This is a genomic window from Micromonospora sp. AB353, from assembly GCF_049538395.1.
GTDB classification, from domain to species: Bacteria; Actinomycetota; Actinomycetes; order Mycobacteriales; family Micromonosporaceae; genus Micromonospora; species Micromonospora aurantiaca.
In genome coordinates this window covers 97663-122158 of the sequence record NZ_JBMVFV010000001.1, presented here as the reverse complement: position 1 = coordinate 122158, position 24496 = coordinate 97663, and the positions used below count along the sequence as shown (strand labels likewise).

Here is a 24496-nt window from a genome sequence, read left to right as displayed (position 1 = left end):
CCGCGCTGCCCCCGGAACGCGGAACGGCCCGGCCGGCGCACCGCCGACCGGGCCGGGTGGCCGCCGCGCCGGGTCCGCCGACCCGGCCGCCGCCCCCTTGCTAGTACGTTCCGTCGAGCTGACCGCGCAGCTTGGTCAGGGCCCGGGCCAGCAGCCGGGACACGTGCATCTGCGAGACGCCGATCTGCTCGGCGATCTGCGACTGGGTCAGGTTGCCGTAGAAGCGCAGCGTGAGGATCTTCTGCTCGCGCTGGTCGAGCGTGGCGAGCGCCGGGCCGAGGGCGACGCGCATCTCGGCCAGCTCGAACTCGCCGTCCTCGCCGCCGAGCAGGTCGCCCAGCTCGGTGGCCCGCTCGCCGTCGCCGGTCGGGGTGGACAGCGACACCGCGTTGTAGGCGCGGGCGCCCTCCAGGCCCTCCAGCACCTCTTCCTCGGTGAGCTTGAGGTGGGCGGCGATGTCGGCGACCGTCGGGGAGCGGCCGAGCGTCTGGAGCAGCGTGCTGTTGGCGTCGGAGATCGCCAGGCGCAGCTCCTGGAGCCGGCGGGGCACCCGGATGTCCCAGGTGCGGTCGCGGAAGTGGCGCTTCAGCTCGCCGATGATGGTGGGGATGGCGTAGCCGGCGAAGTCGACGCCGCGCGACGGGTCGAACTTGTCGATCGCCTTGATCAGGCCAATCGCCGCGGTCTGTGCCAGGTCGTCGTTCGGTTCGCCGCGGCCGCTGTAGCGGTGGGCCAGGTGGTTCGCCAGCGGCAGCCACGCCTCGATGGCGCGGTCGCGCAGCGCGGGCCGGGACGGGTGGCCGGCCGGCAGCGCGGCCATGGCGGCGAGCAGGTCGGCGGCGCTGTCGGTGAGCGAGCGGGGGTCGAGCTTCGCGGAGCCGGCCGGCGTGGTCGCCGGGGCGCTGGTCGTGGGAGCGGTCATGGGTGGTCCTCCCTGCACCTCGTCCACGGAAGAAAAAAGACGTGACGCTTAGGTTTAGATATCGGTAGTACGTTCGGAAGCCACCATAGCCCGATCGTGCTGCGGAAATCTAGCCGAAAGTACGATGTACTTAAGGTGTAAACAGCCATGAAAGGCATGAGCCGGTTGATATCGCGCTCGCCGGGGTGGTGGGGCGGCGGTGGCCGGTCGGCTCCGGTCGTACCCCGATCGGTCAACGAAGAATCCGACAGGTGGTCGATGTGTCGGCTTTCTGTCGTTGTCCCGCCGACGGGACCGCCCGTAGCGTCCGTAGCGACACGTCAACGGAGGCACCGTGCTGGATCCCGCCGCGCCGCAACTCGTCATCAACGCCCGGACGCTGCTGTTCAGCTGGCTCCCGGCGGATCCCGGCGCGGTCGAGACCCTGCTGCCCGCCGGTCTGCGCCCGCACCCGCAGCGTCAGGTGTTCGTCAACCAGTACGTGGTAGACGACGAGACGCAGACCTCCGGCTTCGGCGCGTACTCGCTCACCTACCTGGGTGTCTCACTGGCGGACATGGATCCGCCCGACGGCGAGACGCCGGGCGGCTGGTGGACGCACTACCTCGCCTCCAGTGAGCGGGTCCGGCGGTACGCCGCCGCGCGGGGCGCGCCCGCAGCCGCCGGGGAGACCCGCCTGGACCTGCGGGGCGGGCGGCTCACCGCCGAGACCCGGGCCGGTGACGGCACGCTGCTGATCCGGGTCACCGCCCGGGTCGGGCACACCGGCACCGAGGCGCACATGGGCCACCACCGCTACCTCACCCGTAACGACGGCGAGCTGATCGTCACCGACTATCCGTACGTGGCCGAGCCGGTGTCCCCGTTCGAGGTCGAGTCGGTGGAGTTCCCGGCACCGGAGCACCCGGTCCACGCGCTGCGGCCGGCCAACCCGCTGCACGTGTGCTGGGGTTTCTACTCGCCGCGCGTGTCGTTCGCGTACCCGGCCCGCCCGGACGTGCCGGACGAGCCGGCGGACCTTCACCAGGTGCCGGCCCGGCGGGCCCGCAGCGGCCTGCCGTCCGGGTCGTAGACCAGCCGGTACGCGGGCAGCGCCCAGAGCCGCGTACGCCAGGGCAACCGCTCCGGGCGGTGCGGCCGCAACCGGCCCGGCGGACGGGGACCGGACCGGCCCCCGGCGTGCCAGCGCTCCAGCTCATCCGCCGCCGCGGTGATCGCCGTGACCGCGTCCGCCGGGTCCAGCAGGTCGTCGTCCTGCGCGCCGCCGGGATCGCGGTCCAGATGCTCGCGCCACAGCCGCAGCCGCAGGTCGCGGGCGAACACCCGGGCGCCGTCGCCCAGCCCCGCCGGATCGGCCGGCGCCCGCTCGTCGCGGGTGTCGTCGAGCACCGCGCAGGACAGCTCGCTGTCGTGCGTCCAGGACCGGCGGTTGAAGTTGTCGCTGCCCACGCTGGCCCACACGTCGTCCACCACGCAGACCTTGGCGTGCACGTAGACCGGCGTGCCGTCGTGGTTCTCCACGTCGAACACGTGCACCCGCTCCGGCGCGGCCCGGTGGCACAGCGACAGCGCCTGCTCCCGGCCGACCATGTTCGGCGGCAGCGCGAGCCGGCCGTCCACGTCCGGATGCCGGGGCACGACCGCCACCAGGTGCAGGTCCGGATGCTCCTGCAACGCCTGCGCGAACAGTTCGGCCACCTCGGTCGACCAGAGGTACTGGTCCTCCAGGTAGATCAGCCGCCGGGCCCGGCGTACCGCCTTGGTGTAGCCGCGGGCCACCGTGCGCTCGCCGTCCGGGGCGAACGAGTAGCGCCGCACCGCCGGGTAGGTGCGCAGCACCTGCACGTGGTGCGGCCCACAGGGCGGCGGGTCGGCGGGCTGCGCGGGCAGCGGGTCCGGGCGCAGGTCGGAGCCGCGCAGCCGGTCCCGCAGGTACGCCATCGGGTTCTCCGAGTCCAGCGGCATCGGGTCGGTCCACCGTTCCCGGAACGTGGTGTCGAGCGCGCCGACCACCGGCCCGCGCAGCGCGAGCTGCACGTCGTGCCAGGGTGGCGTGGGGCCGTACCGGGGCGACATGCCGACCGGCTGCGGGTCGCCGGCGTGGCTCGCGTCGTCGCGGCGGCTGTGGCACAGGTCGATGCCGCCGGCGAAGGCGATGTCGCGGCTCGGGTCGCCGGGCCGGCGCAGCACCACGAGCTTCTGGTGGTGCGAGCCGCCGCGGCGGACCCGCTGGTCGAGCAGCACCTCGCCGCCGGCCGCGCGGATCGCCTCGCTGAGGTCGCGGTTCTCCGCCTCGCTGTAGGAGAGCGTGTCGAGGTGGGAGCGCCAGAGCAGGCCCTTGACGATCACCCCGCGCTGGGCGGCCTGCGCGAACAACTGCGCCACAGTGGGGCCGTCCGGGCGCATCCGCTCGTCCGGGTCACCGCGCCAGTCGGTGAAGAACAGATGGTCGCCTGCGGACAGCGCCTCCACCTCGCTGACCAGGCGGTCGAAGTACGCGCCACCGTGAATCAACGGCTCGGCGAGGTTTCCATCGGCCCAGACGGGTAACTCAGACCCCGGGTTGGCGCGTTCCTGTGCGGTGAGGAACCAGTCCCGCAGAGTCACGTTCCACCCCCCGAGGTCGACGACGTCCTCACACGGTAGGACCCCCGGCAGGGCCCCGCACGTCGAGCAGCAGGTCGGCGTCGGTGCCGCGCGTCAGGGGTACGCCGGACCCCTGGATCGCGATACCGAGGAGGCACCGACATGCCCGCCGAGACGACGAACACCGTGACCGACCGCGACCAGGCGGTGGAGGGGGAGCGGGGTGCGCTGGTGGCGGTCCTGTTGATGGTGATCCTCGGGGTGGCCGGGATCTTCGCCGTCTCCTGAACCGTGCCCGGGCGCCCCGGCGGACCGGGGCGCCCGTAGCAGGTCAGGGCCGGTCGCTCTGGCCGTCGGTGTGCGGCACCCGCCCGGTCGGGATCACCCCGAGCCGGCCGGCCTGGAAGTCCTCGACCGCCTGGATCAGCTCGGCGCGGGTGTTCATCACGAACGGGCCGTAGTGCGCCACCGGCTCGCGGATCGGCTGGCCGCCCATCAGGTAGAGCTCCAGCGCCGGGGCGTTGGAGTCCTGCGTCCGGTCGGCGGTGATCCGCAGCGCCTCGCCGGGACCGTGCACGGCGAGCTGGCCGAGGTGGATCGGCCGCCGGTCGGTGCCGACAGTGCCGCGGCCGGCCAGCACGTACACCAGCGCGTTGAAGTCCGACCGCCACGGCAGGCTCAGCTCGGCGCCGGGCTGCAACGTGACGTGCGCGATGGTGATCGGCGTGTGCGTCGACCCCGGCCCCCGGTGCCCGGCGACCTCACCCGCGATGACCCGGATCAGGCCGCCGCCGTCGGGCGTGGTCAGCAACGCCGACTCCCGGCCGCGGATGTCCTGGTAGCGGGGCGCGCTCATCTTGGCGACGCTGGGCAGGTTGACCCAGAGCTGCAGGCCGTGGAACAGCCCGCCGCTCATCACCAGGTGCTCCGGCGGCGCCTCGATGTGGAGCAGGCCGCTGCCGGCAGTCATCCACTGGGTGTCGCCGTCGGTGATGGTGCCGCCGCCACCCGTCGAGTCCTGGTGATCCATGATCCCGTCGATCATGTAGGTCACCGTCTCGAAGCCGCGGTGCGGGTGCCAGGAGGTGCCCTTCGGCTCGCCCGGCGCGTAGTCGACCTCGCCCATCTGGTCGAGGTGGATGAACGGGTCCAGCTCGGTCATCGGCACGCCGGCGAAGGCCCGGCGGACCGGGAAGCCCTCACCCTCGTACCCGCTGGGGGCGGTGGTGACCCGGCGGACCTGGCGGTATTCGGTGGCCTCGCCGAGCTCGGGCAGGCGGGGCAGGACGAGGACGTCGTCGACGGTGATCGCGGGCATCGCGGGACTCCCTACTTGTCGGCCGGGGTGGACGACGCGGTGTGGTCGGCGCGCAGGCGCCGGCCGAGCCGCTCGAAGACCCGGGTGAGGCAGGCGACCTCGGCGTCGTCGAGGTCGTCGATCAGGTGGGCGCGGACGGAGCGCAGGTGGTGCGGGGCGGCCTCGCGCAGGGCGAGCAGGCCGGCGGCGGTGAGCACGGCCTCGCTGCCGCGCCGGTCGGCCGGACACGCCTCCTTCGCCACCAGGCCGCGCTTCTGCATGGTGGTGACCTGATAGGTCAGCCGGCTCGGCGAGAACACCAGCCGGTCGGCCAGCTCACCCATGCGCAGCCGCTGACCGGGCGCCTCGGAGAGCAGCACCAGCACGTGGTAGTCGGCGAAGCTCAGGTCGCTGTCGGCGCGCAGGTCGTCCTCGAGCCGGGTGAACAGCCGCTGGCTCGACTCGATGTACGCGCGCCAGCAGGCCATCCGCTCGGCGTCCAGGCTCTCCGTCATGGCTCCGAGAGTAGCACTATTTAAAATTTAAACAAGTGGCCCAGTCGCGCTCGGACGGCCAGGTTCGGGGAACTCTTCAAAACTTGAACGGGCGACCCGGGCTAGGGTCGGGGGATGGACGATCTCGACCTGCTCGACTGGCGGGAGCGGGTGGCCCGGCTCTACCTGTCCGACCTCGACCTGGCCGGGTTCCGGGCCGCGCGCGACGAGCTGTTCCGCACCCACCCCAGCAGCCCGGTGCCGCCCGCCGACCGGCCCGGCTTCACCGGACTGCGCTGGTACCCGCCCGACCCGTCAGCAGTGGTGGAGGCGCCGCTGCGCCCGGCCTCCGGTGAGCTGCGCATCGACACCGGCGGCCCGGACGGCGTGGTCGCGTACCGGCGGGTCGCGGTCGCCGAGACGCCGTGGGGGCCGCTGACGCTCTGGTGGATCGAGGCGTACGGGGGCGGGCTGTTCCTGCCGCTGCGCGACGGCACCTGCGGCGACGGCTCGTACGGCGGGGGCCGGTACCTCACCGACACGGTCAAGGGCACCTTCGGCCGGGGCCTGACGGTGCTCCCCGGCGACCGGGTCCGGCTGGACGCCAACTACCTCTACAACCCCAGCTGCGCCTACGACGACAGGTGGGCCTGCCCGCTGGCCCCGCCGGAGAACCGGGTGGACGTGCCGCTGCGGGCCGGGGAGCGGGCGTACCACGAATGAGGGGAGGGCCGCCCGGCCCTCCCCTCATTGCCCTACCGGTCAGCGGGCGGTGGCGCCGGTCGGTGTCAGGTGCATCCGGCTGAGCAGCTGCTGGGCCTGACCGGCCATCTCCGCGTCCACAGTCACCGCGTACTGGGCGGCCCGCAGTGAACTGGCCGACGTGAAGTCACGCTGCCCACCGCTCATGGCGTGCGCCACAGCGCCGAACACCGCACCCCAGATCGCGCCGATCACCAGCCCGACCAGGATCACCGCCAGCCAGTTGCCGGCCGTGAAGATGCCGAACAACAAGCCGATGAACAGACCGAACCAGGCGCCGGTGCCGGCCCCGAGCAGGGCCGCCCGGCCCGTGGTGAGCCGTCCCATCACGGTCTCCACGAGCGTGAGGTCCGTACCGACGATCGAGGTACGTTCCACCGGGAACCGGTTGTCGGCCAGATAGTCCACCACGCGCTGGGCGGACGGATAGTCCGGGTACGAGCCGATCGTGACGGTCGGTGCCCCGGCCTGCGGGCCGTGCCCGTCCCCGCTCGGCGGCGTCGGGCGACCGCCCGGGCCGGACGGGAGGTTGTCGCTGCCCGGCATTCCGGGTTGCCAGGCCGCGGTCGGAGTCGAGGGTCTGGTCATGAGCATCCTCCTTCGTCAACCCACCGCGTTCCCGGCGCCGGGCAGCGGTAACGCGCCGGGCCGGACCGATGTGGCGAGGCATGCCGGTGCCCCGGGCCGGGTAGCCACACCTGTGCCGACCCGACACATCAGCGAGCACGGCTTCCTCGCCGACGGGCGCAGCGCGGCCCTGGTCGACCGCGACGGCTCGGTCAACTGGTGGTGCCCGCCCCGGTTCGACGCGCCGTCGGTGTTCGGGCGGCTGCTCGACTCCGACGCCGGGCACTGGAGCATCCGCCCCGAGGGCGCGGCCACCAGCACCCGGTCCTACCTGGAGGACACGCTGGTGCTGCGTACCGTGTTCACCACGGCGACCGGCACGGTCGCGGTCACCGACGCGCTCGCGCTGGAGCACGGCGCGCGGGGTCACGACATCGGGATGCGCTCACCGCGGGTGCTCGCCCGGCTGGTCGAGGGGCTCACCGGCGAGGTTCCGATGCGCGTCGAGTACGCGCCGCGCTTCGAGTACGGCCGGGTCGGCGCCTACCTCACCGAGCACGACGGGGTGGTTGCCGCCACCGCCGGCGCCTGCCGGCTGGAGCTGCGCGCCGACGTCCCGCTGACAGTCGCCGAGGGGGCCGCCGCCGGACGGTTCACCGTCCGCGCCGGCAGCGTCCACCGCTTCACCCTCGGGTACGCCCCGGCGTACGCCGAGGCCGCACCGGCGCTGCCCGACGCCGCCGAGGTGGTGGCCGGGACGGTCGCCGGCTGGCGGTCCTGGTCGGCGCTGCACGACTACCAGGGCGAGTACCGCGACGAGGTGCGGCGCAGCGCGCTCGCGGTGCAGGGCATGACGTACGCGCCCAGCGGCGCCGTCGTCGCGGCGGCCACCACCTCGGTGCCGGAGAAGGTCGGCGGCGACCGCAACTACGACTACCGCTACGTGTGGCTGCGCGACTTCAGCCTCACGCTCCAGGCACTGTGGCGGGCGGCCTGCCCGGACGAGGCGGACCGGCAGTTCACCTGGGTGGCGCGGGCGATGGGCCGGATCGGCGACGAGCCGGTGCCGATCATGTACGGCGTCGAAGGGGAGCGGGACCTCACCGAGCACGACCTCGACCACCTGGCCGGGTACGAGCACAGCCGCCCGGTGCTGGTCGGCAACGACGCCTGGCGGCAGCGGCAGAACGACGTGCTGGGCGAGGTGCTCGACGCCGCCTGGCTGATGCGGTACTACCTCGACCCGATGTCACCGGAGGTCCGCGACCTGCTGCGGACGCTCGCCGACCAGGCCGAACGCGGCTGGCACCGGCCCGACGCGGGGATGTGGGAGGGGCGCGGCCCGCAGCGGCACTACGTGTCGTCGAAGGTGGAGTGCTGGACCGCGCTGGACCGGGCGGTCCGGTTCGGCTCCCGCATCGGCGAGCCCGCCGACGTGGCGCGCTGGGCCGCCGCCCGCGACGAGATACGGGCGACGGTGCTCACCCACGGCTGGAACGAGCGGGTCGGTGCGTACACCGGGGCGTTCGGCTCCGACGACCTGGACGCCTCGGTGCTGGTCATGCCGCTTGTCGGTTTCCTGCCCGCGAACGATCCGCGGATGCGCGCCACGATGGACGTGCTGGAGCGGCGGCTGTCCCGCGACGGGCTGCTGCGCCGCTGGGACGGCGACCCGGCCGGGTTCGTGATGTGCTCGTACTGGCTGGCCGCCTGCCTGGCCGAGGCGGGGGAGCTGGACCGGGCCCGGCGGCTGTTCGAGCGGCTGGCCGCCCGCACCAACGACCTCGGCCTCTACGCCGAGCAGATCGACCAGGACACCGGCGAGCAGGTCGGCAACTTCCCGCAGGCGTACTCGCACGTCGGCCTGATCATCGCCGCCGGTCGCATAACGGACGCCGCCGCCTCTTCCCACCACCCCGCGCCTGCTTCGCGTCGATCATGAGGTTGACGGCGAAGTCGATCTCCCTGGGTGCCGCCAACCTCATGATCGACCCGGGGGGAGCCGGGGTGGGGGAGGATGAGGGGGTGGAACTGGTCGTGATGGCTGACACGCATGTGCCCAAGCGGGCGCGGGATCTTCCGGCGGTGCTGTGGGCGGCCGTCGAGGCCGCGGACCTGGTGGTGCACGCGGGGGACTGGGTGGACGTGGCGCTGCTGGACGCGCTGGAGGCGCGGTCGCGCCGGCTGGTCGCCGTCTACGGCAACAACGACGGGCCGGAACTGCGCGCCCGGCTGCCCGAGGTGGCCCGCGTCGACCTGGACGGCCTGCGGGTCGCCGTGGTGCACGAGACCGGCCCGAAGACCCGCCGCGAGGAACGCTGCGCCGCCGCGTACGGCGACTGCGACCTGCTCGTCTTCGGACACTCGCACATCCCCTGGGACACCGTCGCCCCTGGTGGCCTACGCCTGCTCAACCCCGGCTCACCCACCGACCGGCGGACGCAGCCGTACGCCACCTACCTGACCGCGCGGGTGGCGGCGGGGCGGCTCGACCGGGTCGAACTGCACCGCCTGCCCCCGCGCTGACCTCAGCGGCCCCGGCCGGTCTCCGCCTGGAGCTCGTCGATCCGCCGGGACGCCTCGGCCTTGGTCAGGCCCTCCGGCACCGGCTCGCCCGCCTCCTGGGCCAGGGTGTGCAGGTACGACTCCTGGGCGGCGGTGGGCGGCTCGTCGCCGGTGACCCAGTCGTCCGGATCCTTGACGGCGGCGTCCGGGTTCACGTTCCCGCCGCTGGTGTTGGCGCGCTCGGCCATGCTGATCACCTCTCCTCGAACAGGTGTACCACTACCCCCGGCCCGGTGGGTTCATGCCGCCCGCCGCCTACGATCATCTGGTGACGGCGGAGCGGGCGGGCGTGGTGGTGGTCGGCGCGGGCATCGCCGGGGTGGCGTGCGCGACCGAGTTGGCGCGGGCCGGCATCCCGGTGCGGGTACGCGAACGGGCCCGGGTCACCGGCGGGCGGATGGCCAGCAAACGCTTCGACGGCCGCCCGGCCGACCTGGGCGCCGCGTACTTCACCGTGGACGACGCGGACTTCGCCGCCGTGGTGGACCGATGGCGGGACGCCGGGCTGGCGCGGGAGTGGACCGACACGCTGGTCGCATACGGGTCGCGCGGACGCGAGCAGGTCACCGGCCCGATGCGCTGGGCCGCCCCGCGCGGGCTGCGCTCGCTCGTCGAACACCTCGCCGCCGACCTGCCGGTGACGCACGACCGGCTGGTGATGACAGTCGGACCCGGCCCCCGGGTGGACGGCACCGCTGCCGAGGCCGTCGTGCTCGCCATGCCCGGCCCGCAGGCCGCGCTGCTGCTGGACCCGGCGCTGGCCGAGGCGACCCGGGCGGTCGCCGCGCAACGCTGGTCGTCGGCGCTGACCGGGGTGCTGCACTTCCCGGCCCGCCGCTGGGCCGACTTCCGTGGCGCGTTCGTCAACGACCACCCCGTGCTCAGCCTGGTCTGCGACGACGGCGACCGGCGCGGCGACGGCGCGCCGGTGCTCGTCGCGCACACCACCGCCGGGTTCGCCGCCGGGCACCTGCTCCAGCCCACCGCCGCCCGGCCGGCCATCGAGCAGGCGGTCCGCGACCTGCTCGGACTCCCCGAGCCGGCGGTGTCGGGCCACGTGCACCGCTGGACGTACGCCTCCCCGGACGCGCACGCCGGGAGCGCCACGTTCCACCTGGACGACGACGGCATCGGCCTGGCCGGTGACGCGTTCGGCCGCCCGCGCGTACAGACCGCCTGGCGCTCCGGCCGGGACCTGGGCCGCGCGCTCGCCGCCCGGCTGGGCGGATAGCCCCGGCCCGGTCCGGTCAGCCGGTGGCGCCCACCGGTTGCGCCGCCGACCCGGCCCGCGTGTCCTCGCCGGTGCGTTCGCCCTCCCGGTCCAGCAACTGCATCACCGGTGTCGCGGCGATCCCGTGCGCCACCACCGACACCACCACCACCAGACCCACAGTCGCCCAGACCAGGTCCGCCTGCGGGAAGTCGGTCTTGCTGGTGGCGTACGCCAGGTAGTAGAACGAGCCGACGCCGCGGATGCCGAACAGCGAGATGACCCAGTGCTCGGCCGGCTTGCCCGGCGCCCCGCGCAGCGACAGCCACCCGGCCAGCGGCCGGATCACCAGCACCAGGGCCAGCCCGGCCAGCGCTGCCGGCCAGGTCAGCGGCGCGAGCAGCCCGCCGATCACCGCGCCGCCGAACAGCAGCAGCAACAGCACGGTGAGCAGCCGCTCCACCTGCTCGGCGAAGTCGTGCAGCACGGAGTGGAACTCGTGCGTACGCTCGGCGGCCCGGATCGCGCGGGCGGCCACGAACACGGCCAGGAAGCCGTACCCGCCGATCACCTCGACCAGCCCGTACGCGAGGAACGTCGCGGCCAGCGCGAGGAAGCCCTCGGAGTGCCGGGCCAGCCGCAGCTTGCTCGGGGCGCGGAAGAACAGCTTGCCGAGCAGCCAGCCGACGAGCAGCCCGCCACCCACCCCGGCGGCGAGCTTGTAGAGCACGTCCACGGCGAACCACTCGGCCAGCCAGCCGGACGGCGCGAGCCCGGTGGTGGCGATCGCGATGGCCGCATACACGAACGGGAAGGCGAGCCCGTCGTTCAGGCCCGCCTCCGAGGTGAGCGCGAAGCGCACCTCGTCCTCCGAGTCCTCCACATCCGTCGGCTCACCCACCTGCACGTCGGAGGCGAGCACCGGGTCGGTGGGCGCGAGCGCCGCGCCGAGCAGCAGCGCCGCGGCCGGCACCAGACCGGCCCACCACCAGCCGAGCAGCGCCACCGCGGCGATGCACAACGGCATGGCGATCGCCAGCAGCCGCCACGTCGACGACCAGCGGGCCCAGCTCAACGGGCGGTCGATCTTCAGACCGGCGCCCATCAGCGCGACGATCACCCCGACCTCGGTGAGGTGGGTGGTCAGCTCCGGCCAGCGCAGCGGGTCCGGTGTGGGCAGACCGGTGGGCAGTACGAACACGAGCATGCCGAGCCCGAGGAACGCGATCGGCATCGACAGCGGCCGTCGCTCCAGGACCCGGGGCAGCACCCCGGCCAGCAGCGCACCGACGCCCAGCAGAGCGAACGCGACATCGACCGGTTCCACGACACCACCCTTCGGTCGCCCGTGGACCGGGCGGCGGAGTCCAGCAGTGCCCCGAAGCGGGCCCGGTTAAGCGTGCGCGTGCCCGTCGATCGGACGGGCCGTCAGCCGAGCGTGGCGATGGCGCTGTCCGGCAGGGCGTCCAGCAGCGCCGCCGGGTCGTCGTAGACCGCCACCGCGCCCGCGCCGGCCAGCTCCGCCCGGCCGGTGCCGCCGCAGGTCAGCCCGATGCAGGGGATGTCCAGCTTGCCGGCCGCGGCCACGTCCCAGACCGAGTCGCCGACGAACACCACCCGCTCGGCGGCCAGCCCCGACTGGTCCAGCGCGGCGACCAGGATGTCCGGCGCCGGCTTGCTCTCCTGCGCGTCGGCCGACGAGGTGACCGAGTCGATCACGTCGTCCGCGTCCAGCGCGGCGCGCAGCGCTGTCACCTCGTGCTCCGCGGCCGAGGTCGCCAGCACCACCCGCAGCCCGCGTTCGGCGCAGGCGCGCAGCAGTTCCCGCGCCCCGGGCAGCGGCGCCAGCCGCTCCCAGTACTCCGCGTACAGCGCGTCGTGCGCGTCGCGCAGCCGGCCGTCGGCGTCCCGGTCCCGCTCCGCGCCCAGCAGGTGGTCGAGGAGCTTGTCCGAGCCCATGCCGATGGACCTGTGGATCCGCGCCATCGGCACCCGGTGGTCGGCCTGGCGCAGCGCCTCCCACCAGCTCACCGTGTGCAGGTACGTCGTGTCGACCAGGGTGCCGTCCACGTCGAACAGGACACCGCGTCGCGTGTCGTCGGCCATGTCCGGCTCCTACCCGGCCGGGGCGTCGCCGACGCGCGGCTCACCCGCCGGAATGAGGATCTCGAACCACACAGTCGATCCGCGTACGGCCGGGTCGGTGCCCCACGCGTCGCTCAGCTCCTCGATCAGGCCGAGCCCGCGGCCCCGGCTGCTGAGCGTGTCGGTCTGCGCCCGGGTGACCTGACCCCGGGTGCCCGAGTCGGCCACCGACACCAGCAGCCGCTCCGCGGACAGGTCGACCTCGACCCGGGCGGCGGTGCCGGCGTGCAGCAGGGCGTTCGTGGTCAGCTCGCTGGTGCACAGCACCGCCGCGCCGATCACCGCCTCCGGCACCCGCCACTCGCCGAGCTGCGCGGTCATCCAGTGCCGGACCCGGCTCGGCGCGGTCGGCTCGGCCGGCACCTCCATGCTCGCCGACCGGCTGGGGCGCACCGCGTACTCGACGGCGAGCACCGCCACGTCGTCCTCGGTGGCGCCCGGCACCGACGCGGTCGCCACCGCGCACAGCGCGCGCGGATCGCCGCCGGCCGCCCCGGTCACCGCCGCGCCCAGCCCGGCCATCCCGGCGGCCAGGTCCTGCCAGCGCCGCTCCACCACGCCGTCGCTGTAGAGCAGCAGCGTGTCGCCGGGGCGGAACGGCACGGTGGCGGTACGTGCCCGTCCACCCAGGCCCAGCGGAGGAGCGGGCGGCACGTCGACGAACTCGGCCACCGGTGCGCCGGGCCCGGCGCGGCGGATCAGCGGCGCGGGATGACCGGCGCTGGCCAGCGTGACCAGCTCCCGGTCCGCCTCGACCACGCCGAACACCACCGTCACGAACAGCTCCTGGGTGCCGCCCTCGACGCCGAGGCTGGCGACCAGCCGGTCCAGCCCGTCGAGCACCGCGTCCGGCCGGGAGTCGACCAGGGCGAGCGCGCGCAGCGCGGCGCGTACCTGGCCCATCCGGGCGGCGGCCTGCACGTCGTGCCCGGCCACGTCGCCCAGCACCACGCCGAGCGCGCCGGTGGGCAGCAGGAACGCGTCGTAGAAGTCGCCGCCCGCCGCGTTGCCGTCCACGCCCGGGTCGTAGCGCGCGGCGATCCGGAGCCGGGGCAGGTCCGGCAGCCGTTCCGGCAGCATGCTGCGCTGCAACATCTGGGCGGTGCCGTGCTGGGTCTCGAAACGGCGGGCCCGCTCGGCGGCCTGGCCGACGAGTTCGGCGGACGCGGCCAGCAGCGCCCGTTCCGCCGGCGACCAGGGCCGCGGCGTCCGGTAGCCCACTGTGAGCGAACCCCGCACCACAGTCGTCCGCAGCGGCAGCGCCGCCAGCGCGCGGATCTTCTCGTCGTGCCGGTCCGCCGCGACGCCGCGCAGCGGCTGCCCGTCGGCGGTGAACGAGGCGACCCCGCTGCGCGCGGTCACCACAGCGGGCAACGCCGACTCGGCGGACATCCGCCGCCACAGCGGGGGCAGCCGTTCGTCGGCCTCGTCGAGCAGCTCACCGCGGATGCGGCGGACCAGCCGCCACGCGCTGCCCTCGTCCACCGCGAACGACACCCGGTCGGCGTCGAAGGAGTGCAGGCAGTAGCGCAGCGCCACCCGGGCCACGTCGTCGAGCGTGAGCGTGCCGGCCAGCGCCGCCGCGAAGTCGCTCAGGCTCTGCAACTGCTGGGTCAGCTGGGTGGTCTGCGCCGAGACGGTGAGCACGCCGACGATGCGGCCGGCCGAGTCGCGGACCGGGCAGTGACCCCTGGTGAACACGGCCGGCTCCGTCGGACCCTGCCGGTCGGCCGGCAGCACCGCCTCCCGTTGCAGGAACGGCTCGCCGTGCCGGTAGACGCGCTCCAGCGCCTCGCCGGCGCCCGGGTCGCGCCACACCTCGGCGAACGCCTCGGCCGCCGGCCGGCCCAGCGCCTCCGGGTGCCGGTCGCCGATCAGCTCGGCGTACCCGTCGTTGTAGAAGACCACCAGGTCGTCGCCGAGGAGCAGGGCCATCGGGACCGGGGAGGCGAGCACCACGTCCGCGACGGCGCGGACCGCGGGGTCCCAGGTGTGCGGGGCGCCCAGCGGCGTACCGGCCCACGGGTGGGCGGCCCCGGCCGCCTGCCCGCCGGCGACGGGATCGGTGGGCGCTCCCGGTGCGGGGGCGGACGGTGTGGGAACCCGACCGACGGTGCCTGGCATGACCGCAGCCTAACCGGAGCGTGGCCGGGTGGTTCCGATCATGCGTCCGTGGCGGATACGGGTGCCGCCAGGCGCGGATGTTCGGGCAGGTCACGGCCGGTTCGGCGAGCCATGTCGGGAAATTGCCCCGGTCCGGCCCGGCGTGCTGCCCAGGTCACCGGGTATGCGGGCGGCGCAGTTCACGCGACAGGAGGGACATCATGCCGAAAACCCTCGCGGTCGGACAGGTCGACATCAGTGCGGCCTGGACCGACTTCTGGAGGTCGGTGCTGCTCTTCGTACCGCGGGCGATCGCGTTCATCGCGATCCTCGTCGTGGGTTGGCTCATCGCCCGAGCCGTCCTCAAAATCGTGGACGCGGCACTGGAACGGGTCGGGTTCGACCGCGCCGTCGAACGCGGCGGCGTCAAACGGGCCCTGGAACGCACCAAGTACGACGCCAGCGACATCCTGGCCAAACTGGCCTACTACGCGGTCCTGCTGTTCACCCTGCAGTTCGCCTTCGGGGTGTGGGGACCGAACGCGATCAGCGACCTGATCCGTGGGGTGGTGTCCTGGCTGCCGCGGGCCTTCGTGGCGATCGTGATCGTGGTGATCGCCGCCGCCATCGCCAACGCCGTCCGGGACCTGGTCTCGGGTGCGCTCGGCGGGCTCTCGTACGGCCGGGTGCTGGCCGACGTGACGGCGATCTTCATCCTGGCGCTCGGGATCATCGCCGCGCTGAACCAGGTGGGCATCGCCACCACGGTGACCACGCCGGTGCTCGTGGCGTTCCTCGCCACCGTGGCCGGCATCCTGATCGTCGGTGTCGGTGGTGGTCTGGTCAAGCCGATGCAGGACCGCTGGGACGGCTGGCTGCACCGGGCCGCCGAGGAGTCCCGGGCGATCCGGCAGCAGCGGCAGGCGCAGCAGGCCGGCCGCGGCGACTACGAGCGGCGGATGGCCGACCGGGGCGGGCAACCGGCACCGGCGGCGCCGCAGTCGTCCATGTCGGGCGCGGGCACGTACCGCTCCGGCGAGATGGGCGACGAGACACAGCAGTTCCGCCGGCCGAACGGCTGACGGCAACGGTTGACGGGGTGTCCGCGGGGCGATCGCGGGCGCCCCGTAGCCGTGTCCGGGTCAGGCCAGGTGGCGCGGGTCCAGTCCACGGGCCAGCAGGCACACCGCGAGCAGGCGGGTGAGCGTCCAGTCCGGCGCGGACCAGTCCGGCTCGGCCGGCGGCGTCCAGCCGTGCTCGGCCGCCGCGTCGCGCAGACCCTCGGCGTACCCGGCCAGCGCCGCCACCGTCAGTGGCCGGCGGTCGCCGTCGAGGGTGTCGCGTACCCCGGCGGCGTGCTGGTCGACCTCGGCGAGCAGCCCGGGGTTCGCGTAGGCCGCGGCGAGGCCGGCGGTGCCGACGGCGGCGGTCAGCGAGGTGAGGGTCGTCCGCGCGGCCACGGCCGCGGAGCGGCGGGTCGCGACCCGGTTGTTCGGCACGCGCATGGTGTCCGAGGCTAACGCCGCCCGCCGCGGGCCGGCCTCGGCCGAGCGGGGGATGCCCGGGTCGTCCGGGGGAGCCGTCGCGTCGTCCGGCGGGATTGAGTCGCCCGTGCGGGGGCAGAAGTCCGGTACGCAGAGCACGCGACCGGGGTCACGGAGGGACACGATGGGACAGCGGGCCGACGGACCGGACCTGGCACACCGGCGCCCGGAGGGAGTGAGTGACGCCACGGTCGAGGCGCTGGGCAAGCTCGGCGAGGCCCTGGAGTGCGTCGAGCGGGCCCGCGGACACCTGTACGAACTGCACCAGCTCATCGGCCACGCCGACCTGATGCTCGACGACGCGGTGGAGATGTTCCGCGCCGCCGGTCACCCGGCGCTCGCCGAGCGGATCGACAGGGAACTGCTCGGCCGCAACGTCATCGCCGGGCGGTGGACGTTCCAGATCGTCGAGGACTTCGACGACGGCTACTACGCGCTCTTCCGGGAGCTGGACCGGCAGGCCCGCGACGAGTTGGTCGAGGGCCGGCGGCACCTCTACGAGGCGGAGATGAAGGAGCGCCGCCGCAGCCGGGGGATGCCGGGGCACGAGGCGCGCCCCGGCACACGCTGACTCAGTCGGAGGAGCGTGCGTCGGCCGGGCGGCGGCGGGCGCCGTCGTCGGCGATGATCACGGTCGCGACCATCAGCGCCACCACCAGGCTGAACAGCCAGGAGCTGTCTTCGGTGAACCGGGCGGAGACCGGAGCCTGGATCGCGGCGAGCAGGAAGCCCAGCCACGCGAGCTTGCGCTGACGGTTGGAGAGGAAACCGGAGCCCTGTTGCATCCCGAAAGTCTTGCGCGCATCAGGGGGAGTGCCGTCAGCCGTTCGGCCGATTCTAGATGGGCTGTCCGTTTTCCCGGCCGTCCGTACCGCACTTTCTGTCGTTTCGGCCGAGCATGAATCCGGCGGCCGCGGGCATCGGCACGGGTGCCCGCAGCCGCCCGGCGATCACATGCTGTCGGGGCCGGTCCGCCCGATCGTCGACGGCCGGTACGCCCGGTCCGCATCGGTCATCTCACGCCGCTCGGCCTCCGGGCCGGCGCCCCGGTCCACCGCCTCCGGGCCGTGCCCGAACGCGGCCTCCTCGCCGGCGTCGTTGGCGGTGACGTCGTCGCCCTGGCCGTCCGTGGCCGACCGGGCGATGGCCTGGTCCAGCTCGTGCAGGGGAGTGCGGTCCTCGTCGCGCCACACGTGGCGGTCGTTGTCGGTCATTCCCCTGCGGTACCCGGACCGGATGATCGCAAACGGCCGGACACGGCGATGGCCGCCGGCACCGCCGGCGGCCATCCAGACTCGGGTACGGGGGAGGTGGCTCAGGGGGTGGGGCGGTCGACGGCACCGCGCCAGGCGCCGGTCTCCTGACCGCGCCGCTCGATGAACTGCTTGAACCGCTCCAGATCGCCCTTGGCGCGCCGGTCGACCACGCCCAGCTTGTCGCCGGCCTGCTCGACCACGCCGTGCGGCTCGAACTCCATCTGCAGCGTGACCCGGGTGTGCCCCTCGTCGAGGCGGTGGAAGGTCACCACGCCCGCCTGCTGGGTGCCCCCGGTGGAGCGCCAGGCCACCCGCTCGTCCGGCAGCTGCTCGGTGATCTCGGCGTCGAACTCGCGCTTCACGCCCGCGATCTCGACGGTCCAGTGGGTCATCGTGTCGGAGAGCTGCCGGACCTCCTGCACGCCGTCCATGAAGTGCGGGAACTCCTCGAACTGGGTCCACTGGTCGTACGCGGTCCGGATCGGGACGTCCACGTCCACGTGCTCGGTAACGCCACTCATGTCGGGGTTCCTCCTGTTCCGCCGGTGGGTGTCTCGTACGGGCCGTGGGCCGGCCCGCTCACCAGCGCGTCGTCTCGTTCCTGTGCCCGAGTGCGGCCCACACCTCGGAGATCGTCTGGTAGTGGGCGTCAGCGGGCAGGGTCTCCAGGGCGGCGACGATGTCCGTCGGCGCCTCGTTCTCCCGCGCGTTCGCCAGCAGCGCCTCCCGGTCACCGGGCAGGGCGGTCATCGTGATGAACCGCCCCAGACGGCTGCGCGCCTCGACGTCCTCGGAGCTCATGCCCTGCGGCGTGCCGCTGCGCAGCTCCCCGGCCGGCGCCGTGGTGGCCTCCGGCTGGTCCTCGCCGGCCGGCTCCGGGATCCGGAACTCCTCGGCCCGCGAACCGCCGGTGCCGGCGCTCTGGACGAGACCGCTGACCTCGCTGCTCATCTGGTCGTCGACCCTGGGCGAGTGCTTGCTGCTGCCACGTTCCATGCCTTGGGAGATGCCCCGGGGGACCGCCGGTAAACCGGCGCCGCCCGGGAGAGCCGGTCATCCGGGCGGCAACCGGTCGGCCGTCTTCTCCCCGTCCGTCTTCTCGTCGCCGGCCGGGGCGCGGGGCGGCAGCACCGGGTCGTCCGGCTCCTCGACCCCGGCCTGCATCGCCCGCCCGCGTTGCAGCTCCGCGTTCACCTGCACGCCGAGCATCAACGCGCAGTTGGACAGGTAGAGCCACACCAGGAACGCGATGACCGCGCCGAGACTGCCGTACGTGACGTCGTACGAGCCGAAGTTCGCCACGTACAGGCCGAAGCCGAAGGACGCGAGCACCCAGGCCACGAGCGCCAGCGCGCCGCCCGGGGTGAGCCAGCGGAACCGCGGCTGGCGGACGTTCGGCGCGATCCAGAACAGCAGCGACAGCAGCGTCATCGCGACCACGGCGAGCAGCGGCCACTTCGCCACCGACCACGTGGTGCGGGCCACCGCCCCGGCGTGCAGCAGGTCACCCACCGCGTCGGTGACCGGGCCGCTGACGATCAGCCCGGTGGCCACCACCGCGAGCAGCACGATCGTCACCGCGGCCATGCCGATCTGCAACGGGCGCAGCCGGTAGAACGGCCGGCCCTCCCGTACCCCGTAGATCGCGTTGGAGGCGCGGGTGAACGCGCCGATGAACCCGGACGCGGACCAGAGCGCGCCGAGCAGACCGAAGCTGAGCAGCACCTTCGCCGAGCCCTGCTGCTCGACCACGTTGCGCACCACACCCACGAACGCGTCGTTGCCGACCACCGAACCGGCGCCGATCTCCCGGGCCAGGTCGATCACGGTGTCGACGGTGCGCGGGCCGTCGGAGACCAGGCCGACCAGCGCCACCACCACGATCGTGGACGGGAACAGCGCCAGCACCCCGTAGTAGGTGAGTGCCGCCGCCCAGTCCGCGCAGTTGTCGGTGACGAAACCCTTGCCGCTGCGCACCAGTACACCGCGCCAGGTGCGCCAGTTGAGCTGCCGGATCCGGCGCGGGAGGCGGGACCGTGTCCGGCCGCCGACCGTCTGTGGTGTCGTCACGGTCATGTCCGCCTCCTCCAGGCCCCGCCACCGGGCGTGGGCGGGCGGTACCCCCGGGGAGAAATCGACAAACCGGGTGCCGGTTTGCCCGCCGGGCGGCAGGGAACCACACCAGACAGCCGATCGAGACTCCAGGAGGACGAGATGCCCGGGCGCGAGGTACTGCCCAGCACGCTGCGGCGCTCCCCGGCGAAGGCGCAGCGGACCTGGGAGAAGACGCACGACTCGGCAGTCGAGACGTACGGCGAGGGGGAGCGGGCACACCGCACCGCCTTCGCCGCTGTCAAGCACGAGTTCGAGAAGGTGGGCGACCACTGGGAGCCCAAGGGCCGCAAGGGGCCCAGCGACAAGCAGGCCGAAGGCGGTGGCCCGGCCCGGCGCGCGCCGACGGCCGGCGGGGTGGACGCCAACGCCACGAAGGACCACCTCATGGAGGTGGCGAAGAAACTGGACGTGCGCGGCCGGTCCCGGATGACCAAGCCGGAACTGGTCAAGGCGATCGAGAAGGCGAACAACAACGCGACCCGCAAGGCCCGCGGGAGTCGCTGACCCCTGGGGGTACGCGTCGAGCCCGGGACCGCCTCGGTCCCGGGCTCGTGTCGTGCCGTCTCACCAGTGGCCGCCGCCCGGTGCCTCCAGGTGCACCGCCTTCACGGTGCTGAACTCGTCCAGCAGCTCCGGGCCGTACCCGAAGCCCTGACCGCTGCCCCGGCGCGGCTGGGCCGCCCCACCCGGCGCCCCGCCGAACACCGAATTGATCTTCACGGTGCCGACCGGCAGTTCCCGCCAGGCGCGCTGGGCGTGGCTCATCGAGCCGGTCAGCACGGTGGCGGCCAGGCCGTACGGGGAGTCGGCCGCGCAGCGCAGCCCCTCGCTGAACGAGTCGACCACGACCACCGGGGCGACCGGCCCGAACGTCTCCTCGCGGACCAGCGCCATGTCGTGCCGGCAGCCCTCGATCACCGTCGCCGGGTAGAACGCGCCCGGCCCGTCCGGCAGTTCGCCGCCGGCGCGTGCCCGGGCGCCGTCGGCGAGCGCGGCGGTGACCTGCCCGTGCACGTGGTCCCGGTGCCGCCGGTCCACCAGCGGCGCGAGCTGCGTTACCGGGTCACGGCCGGGGCCCACGGTGAGCGCCTCGGCACGCGCCACGAGCGCGTCCAGGAAGCCCTCGGCGACGTCGCGGTGCACGTAGATCCGCTCCACCGCCACACAGATCTGACCGGCGTTGGCGAAGCACCCGAGCGCCGCCTGTTCGGCCGCCCAGACCGGGTCGACGTCCGCGTCCACCACGAGCGGGTCGCTGCCACCGTTCTCCAGCAGCACCTTCGCCCCGGTCCGCGCGCCCGCGGCGGCGATCGCCCGGCCGGTGGCGGTGGAACCGACGTGGGCGATCACGTCCAAGTCCTGCCCGGCCAGCGCGGCGCCCACCTCGCCACCGCCGGTGAGCAGCGACAGCACCCCGGCCGGCAGCGCCGAGTCCAGCGCGCGGGCCAGCAGCCAGCCGGTGGCGGGGGTCCGCTCGCTCGGCTTGTAGACCACCACGTTGCCGGTGACCAGCGCGGCGCCGAGCAGGCCGCAGGACACCGCCACCGGGTCGTTCCACGGGGTGATCGCGGCGACCACGCCGCGTGGCTCGGGGGCCATGAAGTCCAGCGCGTCGTGCGCGCCGTGCAGCGTCCGGCCGCCCCGGACGGGGGCCAGTTCGGCGTACTGTCGGAGGGTGCCGACGCCCGCCGCCACCCCGCCCCGCGCGTCGTCGAGCGGCTTGCCCATCTCCGCCGTGGTCGCCTCGGCCAGCTCGTCGGCCGCCGCCTCGACCGCGTCCGCCGCCCGGTGCAGCGCCGCGGCCCGTTCCGCCGGTGCGGTCGCCGCCCACTCCGCCGCCGCGCCCCGGGCCGCCTCCACCGCCTTGGCCACCTCGTCGGCCGTCGCGACGGGCGTCCGCGTCACCGGCGAACCGTCCGCCGGATCGTGGACGACCAGCTCGCCGCCCTCGCCGCCGGCGCCCCACACCCCACCAATGAGCTGCGCAACCGTGTACATGCGGCCGTGCTTGCCCCGGCCTGGGCGGGACAAACGCGTTTCGCCCGGTGAGCGTCCGGGTAGCCGGATCCGATGACCTCCACCGCAGACGCCGTCGTCATCGGGGCCGGGCACAACGGGCTGGTGGCCGCGAACCTGCTGGTGGACGCCGGCTGGGACGTCGAGGTCCTGGAGGCCACCGAGGCGCCCGGCGGGGCCGTGCGCTCTGCGTACGTGACCGCGCCCGGTTACCTCAGCGACCTCTACAGCTCCTTCTACCCGCTCGGCTACGCCTCCCCGGTGCTCGACGGGCTGCACCTGGACCGGCACGGCCTGTCCTGGACGCACGCGCCGGACGTGCTGGCGCATCTGCTCCCGGACGGCCGCGCCGCAGTGGTCAACCGCGACCTGGACACCACCGCCGCCTCGCTGGAGGCGTTCGCCCCCGGCGACGGGGAGCGCTGGCGGCACGCGTACGCCGACTGGTGTCAGGTGGCCGAGCCGATGCTGCAGACCATCACCACCCCGTTCCCGCCGGTACGCGGCGGGCTGGGTCTGCTGCGGCAGCTCCGGGTCGGCGGCGCGCTCCGCCTGGCCCGCCGCCTCGTGCTACCGGTCCGCAAGCTCGGCGCGGAACTGTTCGAGGGCGAGGGCGGCACGGTCCTGCTGGCCGGCTGCGCCCTGCACACCGACCTGTCCCCGGAGGACGCCGGCTCCGGGGTGTACGGCTGGCTGCTCGCCATGCTCGGCCAGCAGGTGGGCTGGCCGGTGCCGATCGGCGGCGCCCAGAAGATCACCGACGCGCTCGTCGCGCGGCTGGTCGAGCGGGGCGGGCGGATCACGTACGGCGCCCGGGTCGAGCGGGTGCTCACCGCCCGGGGCCGGGCGATGGGCGTGCGCACCGCCGGCGGCACCGACTGGCGGGCCCGGCGCGCGGTGCTCGCCGACGTACCCGCCCCGGCGCTCTTCCTCGACCTGGTCGGCGCGGCGGCGCTGCCGCCCCGGATGGTGGAGGACCTGGCGCACTTCAAGTGGGACGGCTCCACCCTCAAGGTCGACTGGGCGCTGTCCGCGCCGGTGCCGTGGACGAACCGCGACCTGGCCGGGGCCGGCACCGTGCACCTGGGCGCCGACCTCGACGGGCTCACCACGTACGCGGCCGAGCTGGCCCGCGGCGAGCTGCCACGGGATCCGTTCCTGCTGGTGGGGCAGATGTCGGTGGCCGACCCGAGCCACTCGCCACCCGGCACCGAGTCGCTCTGGTCCTACACCCACCTGCCGTTCCGCCGCGACTGGCGGGCCGAGGAGGTGGCGGGGCACGTGGAGCGGATGGAGGAGGTGCTGGAGGCGGCGGCACCCGGGTTCCGGGCGTCGATCGTCGGGCGGCACGTGGCCGGCCCGGCCGACCTGGAGGACGCCGAGCCGAGCCTGGTCGGGGGAGCGCTCGGCGGGGGCACCGCCGCGGCGTACCAGCAGTTGTTCCTGCGGCCGATCCCCGGCCTGGGCCGCGCCGACACCCCGGTCGACCGGCTCTACCTGGCCAGCGCCTCCGCCCACCCCGGCGGCGGCGTGCACGGCGCGCCGGGGGCGAACGCGGCGCGGGCCGCGCTGGCACGCGACCGGGCGGTCACCGGCGAGGTGTACGCCCGCACGATCGCCGCCGCCCACCGCACCCTCTACCGCTGACCCGACCGCGCCTCCACCCGGAAGCAGCCGTAGATCTTGGTACGAAAGTGCCCCTATGGGGGCCGTTTCCTACCAAGATCTGCGAGCTGTTCGCGACGAGGCGCTCAAGCGGTGTCGGCTGACCGCCGACTGCAGCGAGGGCTGATACCGCCGCGCAATCGACGGCTGGCCGTTCACGGTGCGTCACGCTGAGTATTCGGCGCTGCCCCGGCGGTATCCACGCACCACCGCCTTTGCTCTGCACCCGCATACGCATCGGTCACGCACCGTGTCCGCCGCAGGTGCCCGGCGAAACGGTGTCCCGGACAGAGTCCCTGCTCGGGCGGTGCTGCGCCGATGGCTGCAGAGCAAAGGGGCCGACGAGGGACGGTGGCGAGACGACCGCGCCCTCACGCGCGGTGACAACGACGCAGCGTGAGGGCGCGGTGGAGGTGCGGGAGAGCGGGTCAGGAGTCCAGGTTGCGGTGCCGGCTGCGCAGCTTGAACGGCATCAGCGCGCTTTCGATCTTCGTGGCGGTGGTCATCTTCGAGTCGCCGTCGCGGCGCTCCTCGAAGCGGATCGGCACCTCCAGGATCGTGTGGCCCAGCTTGGTGGCGAGGTAGTGCATCTCCACCTGGAAGCTGTAGCCGTTGGACTGGACCCGGTCCAGCCCGATCGCGCGCAGCGCGTCCGCCCGCCAGATCTTGAAGCCGGCGGTCAGGTCGCGGATGCGGACCCGCAGCAGCGTGTGCACGTACAGGTTCGCCCAGCCGCTGAGCGCGCGCCGGTACAGCGGCCAGTTCTCGTCCAGCTCGCCGCCGGGCACGTACCGGGAGCCGATGACCACCGAAGCCTGGGTGGACAGCAGCGCGCCCAGCATGCCGGGCAGCGCCTCCGGCGGGTGCGACAGGTCGGCGTCCATCTGCGCGACGAAGTCCGCGCCGTCGTCGAGCGCCCGGCCGATGCCGTCCACGTACGCCCGGCCGAGGCCCTCCTTGCCCGGGCGGTGCACCACCATCACCCGGTCCGGGTGCTCGATGGCCAGCTTGTCAGCGACCTCGCCGGTCCCGTCCGGGGAGTTGTCGTCGGCGACCAGCACCTTCAGCCCCGGCAGCGGCAGCGCGAGGAGGCGCTCGACCAGCACGGGGAGGTTGCCCGCCTCGTTGTAGGTCGGAACGACGACGGTCAGGCGCGCATCCCCCCACGGGGAGGGTAACTGCACGGGTTCGATCATCACGGACATCCTCGGTCAGCCGACAGGTTCACCTGAGAGGGTAGCCAGTCCCT

27 protein-coding genes are annotated in these 24496 nt (G+C 73.8%); 10 read left to right on the top strand and 17 right to left on the bottom strand.

What is annotated here, in order from left to right:
* Positions 1-100: 100 nt before the first annotated feature.
* On the bottom strand, positions 101-922 hold the full coding sequence (locus ACPCK6_RS00620; RefSeq protein ID WP_135239312.1) for a SigB/SigF/SigG family RNA polymerase sigma factor: 822 nt from the start codon (positions 920-922) through the stop codon (positions 101-103).
* Positions 923-1256: 334 nt separating this feature from the next.
* Between ACPCK6_RS00620 and ACPCK6_RS00615 the strand changes: the two genes are divergently transcribed.
* Positions 1257-1994, top strand: a complete 738-nt coding sequence (locus ACPCK6_RS00615) for a hypothetical protein (protein WP_423480009.1) — start codon at positions 1257-1259, stop codon at positions 1992-1994.
* Here ACPCK6_RS00615 and ACPCK6_RS00610 read toward each other — a convergent pair.
* Positions 1943-3529, bottom strand: coding sequence for a phospholipase D family protein (locus tag ACPCK6_RS00610; protein ID WP_423480008.1), 1587 nt, complete (start codon positions 3527-3529; stop codon positions 1943-1945). The two genes, ACPCK6_RS00615 and ACPCK6_RS00610, sit on opposite strands and share 52 nt — an antisense overlap.
* 141 nt (positions 3530-3670) lie before the next feature.
* Between ACPCK6_RS00610 and ACPCK6_RS00605 the strand changes: the two genes are divergently transcribed.
* Positions 3671-3796 carry a hypothetical protein gene (locus ACPCK6_RS00605; protein WP_013285371.1) on the top strand — a complete coding sequence of 42 codons (126 nt, stop codon included), beginning with the start codon at positions 3671-3673 and terminating at the stop codon, positions 3794-3796.
* A 43-nt stretch (positions 3797-3839) separates the two neighbouring features.
* Here ACPCK6_RS00605 and ACPCK6_RS00600 read toward each other — a convergent pair whose 3' ends face one another.
* Together ACPCK6_RS00600 and ACPCK6_RS00595 are read right to left on the bottom strand one after the other, a co-directional pair.
* Positions 3840-4826 (bottom strand): pirin family protein, encoded by a 987-nt coding sequence (locus ACPCK6_RS00600; protein WP_423480007.1) that lies wholly within the window; start codon positions 4824-4826, stop codon positions 3840-3842.
* Between the two features lie 11 nt (positions 4827-4837).
* Positions 4838-5320, bottom strand: a complete 483-nt coding sequence (locus ACPCK6_RS00595) for a MarR family winged helix-turn-helix transcriptional regulator (RefSeq protein ID WP_423480006.1) — start codon at positions 5318-5320, stop codon at positions 4838-4840.
* A 114-nt stretch (positions 5321-5434) separates the two neighbouring features.
* Between ACPCK6_RS00595 and ACPCK6_RS00590 the strand changes: the two genes are divergently transcribed.
* Positions 5435-6022 carry a DUF1684 domain-containing protein gene (locus ACPCK6_RS00590; RefSeq protein ID WP_423480005.1) on the top strand — a complete coding sequence of 196 codons (588 nt, stop codon included), beginning with the start codon at positions 5435-5437 and terminating at the stop codon, positions 6020-6022.
* A gap of 39 nt (positions 6023-6061) precedes the next feature.
* Here the strand turns inward: ACPCK6_RS00590 and ACPCK6_RS00585 are convergent, their stop codons facing one another.
* Positions 6062-6649 carry a general stress protein gene (locus ACPCK6_RS00585; RefSeq protein ID WP_366619194.1) on the bottom strand — a complete coding sequence of 196 codons (588 nt, stop codon included), beginning with the start codon at positions 6647-6649 and terminating at the stop codon, positions 6062-6064.
* Positions 6650-6761: 112 nt separating this feature from the next.
* On the opposite strand from ACPCK6_RS00585, the gene ACPCK6_RS00580 reads away from it, so the two are divergent.
* Positions 6762-8570: a glycoside hydrolase family 15 protein gene (locus ACPCK6_RS00580; protein WP_423480004.1), complete on the top strand. Its 1809-nt coding sequence runs from the start codon at positions 6762-6764 to the stop codon at positions 8568-8570.
* Positions 8571-8653: 83 nt separating this feature from the next.
* Positions 8654-9154, top strand: a complete 501-nt coding sequence (locus ACPCK6_RS00575) for a metallophosphoesterase family protein (RefSeq protein ID WP_423480067.1) — start codon at positions 8654-8656, stop codon at positions 9152-9154.
* A 2-nt stretch (positions 9155-9156) separates the two neighbouring features.
* Here the strand turns inward: ACPCK6_RS00575 and ACPCK6_RS00570 are convergent, their stop codons facing one another.
* Entirely contained in the window at positions 9157-9381 is a 225-nt protein-coding gene (locus ACPCK6_RS00570) for a DUF3072 domain-containing protein (protein WP_396880558.1), read from the bottom strand.
* A 53-nt stretch (positions 9382-9434) separates the two neighbouring features.
* Here ACPCK6_RS00570 and ACPCK6_RS00565 point away from each other — a divergent pair, with 53 nt between their 5' ends.
* On the top strand, positions 9435-10424 hold the full coding sequence (locus tag ACPCK6_RS00565; RefSeq protein ID WP_423480066.1) for an NAD(P)/FAD-dependent oxidoreductase: 990 nt from the start codon (positions 9435-9437) through the stop codon (positions 10422-10424).
* Positions 10425-10440: 16 nt separating this feature from the next.
* Here the strand turns inward: ACPCK6_RS00565 and ACPCK6_RS00560 are convergent, their stop codons facing one another.
* The 3 genes from ACPCK6_RS00560 to ACPCK6_RS00550 form a co-directional block, all read right to left on the bottom strand.
* The gene (locus ACPCK6_RS00560; protein ID WP_396880557.1) at positions 10441-11730 is read right to left on the bottom strand and encodes a cation:proton antiporter; all 1290 of its coding nucleotides are present in this window, start codon (positions 11728-11730) and stop codon (positions 10441-10443) included.
* A 101-nt stretch (positions 11731-11831) separates the two neighbouring features.
* Entirely contained in the window at positions 11832-12509 is a 678-nt protein-coding gene (locus ACPCK6_RS00555) for an HAD family hydrolase (protein WP_396880556.1), read from the bottom strand.
* A 9-nt stretch (positions 12510-12518) separates the two neighbouring features.
* Positions 12519-14672, bottom strand: coding sequence for a SpoIIE family protein phosphatase (locus ACPCK6_RS00550; protein WP_423480003.1), 2154 nt, complete (start codon positions 14670-14672; stop codon positions 12519-12521).
* A 200-nt stretch (positions 14673-14872) separates the two neighbouring features.
* On the opposite strand from ACPCK6_RS00550, the gene ACPCK6_RS00545 reads away from it, so the two are divergent.
* Entirely contained in the window at positions 14873-15733 is an 861-nt protein-coding gene (locus tag ACPCK6_RS00545; protein WP_194800995.1) for a mechanosensitive ion channel family protein, read from the top strand.
* 60 nt (positions 15734-15793) lie between these two features.
* On the opposite strand, the gene ACPCK6_RS00540 is transcribed toward ACPCK6_RS00545, so the two are convergent.
* On the bottom strand, positions 15794-16156 hold the full coding sequence (locus ACPCK6_RS00540) for a DUF6401 family natural product biosynthesis protein (protein WP_318333403.1): 363 nt from the start codon (positions 16154-16156) through the stop codon (positions 15794-15796).
* 163 nt (positions 16157-16319) lie between these two features.
* On the opposite strand from ACPCK6_RS00540, the gene ACPCK6_RS00535 reads away from it, so the two are divergent.
* Positions 16320-16766 carry a hypothetical protein gene (locus tag ACPCK6_RS00535; protein WP_423480002.1) on the top strand — a complete coding sequence of 149 codons (447 nt, stop codon included), beginning with the start codon at positions 16320-16322 and terminating at the stop codon, positions 16764-16766.
* A 1-nt stretch (position 16767) separates the two neighbouring features.
* Here ACPCK6_RS00535 and ACPCK6_RS00530 read toward each other — a convergent pair whose 3' ends face one another.
* The 5 genes from ACPCK6_RS00530 to ACPCK6_RS00510 form a co-directional block, all read right to left on the bottom strand.
* Entirely contained in the window at positions 16768-16980 is a 213-nt protein-coding gene (locus tag ACPCK6_RS00530) for a hypothetical protein (RefSeq protein WP_030499856.1), read from the bottom strand.
* A gap of 165 nt (positions 16981-17145) precedes the next feature.
* On the bottom strand, positions 17146-17409 hold the full coding sequence (locus tag ACPCK6_RS00525) for a hypothetical protein (protein WP_030270328.1): 264 nt from the start codon (positions 17407-17409) through the stop codon (positions 17146-17148).
* A gap of 101 nt (positions 17410-17510) precedes the next feature.
* Complete coding sequence (locus tag ACPCK6_RS00520) at positions 17511-17972, bottom strand: SRPBCC family protein (RefSeq protein WP_013285389.1); 462 nt, start codon at positions 17970-17972, stop codon at positions 17511-17513.
* A gap of 58 nt (positions 17973-18030) precedes the next feature.
* On the bottom strand, positions 18031-18447 hold the full coding sequence (locus ACPCK6_RS00515; protein WP_043325035.1) for a DUF2795 domain-containing protein: 417 nt from the start codon (positions 18445-18447) through the stop codon (positions 18031-18033).
* Between the two features lie 57 nt (positions 18448-18504).
* Positions 18505-19527, bottom strand: a complete 1023-nt coding sequence (locus ACPCK6_RS00510) for a YihY/virulence factor BrkB family protein (RefSeq protein WP_260027786.1) — start codon at positions 19525-19527, stop codon at positions 18505-18507.
* A 138-nt stretch (positions 19528-19665) separates the two neighbouring features.
* On the opposite strand from ACPCK6_RS00510, the gene ACPCK6_RS00505 reads away from it, so the two are divergent.
* The gene (locus tag ACPCK6_RS00505) at positions 19666-20070 is read left to right on the top strand and encodes a ChaB family protein (RefSeq protein ID WP_423480001.1); all 405 of its coding nucleotides are present in this window, start codon (positions 19666-19668) and stop codon (positions 20068-20070) included.
* 60 nt (positions 20071-20130) lie between these two features.
* Here the strand turns inward: ACPCK6_RS00505 and ACPCK6_RS00500 are convergent, their stop codons facing one another.
* A complete protein-coding gene (locus ACPCK6_RS00500) occupies positions 20131-21564 on the bottom strand; it encodes an aldehyde dehydrogenase family protein (protein ID WP_423480000.1) in 1434 nt (477 codons plus the stop codon).
* A gap of 72 nt (positions 21565-21636) precedes the next feature.
* Between ACPCK6_RS00500 and ACPCK6_RS00495 the strand changes: the two genes are divergently transcribed.
* Positions 21637-23229: a phytoene desaturase family protein gene (locus ACPCK6_RS00495; RefSeq protein WP_423479999.1), complete on the top strand. Its 1593-nt coding sequence runs from the start codon at positions 21637-21639 to the stop codon at positions 23227-23229.
* A 446-nt stretch (positions 23230-23675) separates the two neighbouring features.
* On the opposite strand, the gene ACPCK6_RS00490 is transcribed toward ACPCK6_RS00495, so the two are convergent.
* Positions 23676-24443 (bottom strand): polyprenol monophosphomannose synthase, encoded by a 768-nt coding sequence (locus ACPCK6_RS00490; RefSeq protein WP_194801004.1) that lies wholly within the window; start codon positions 24441-24443, stop codon positions 23676-23678.
* Positions 24444-24496: the final 53 nt, after the last annotated feature.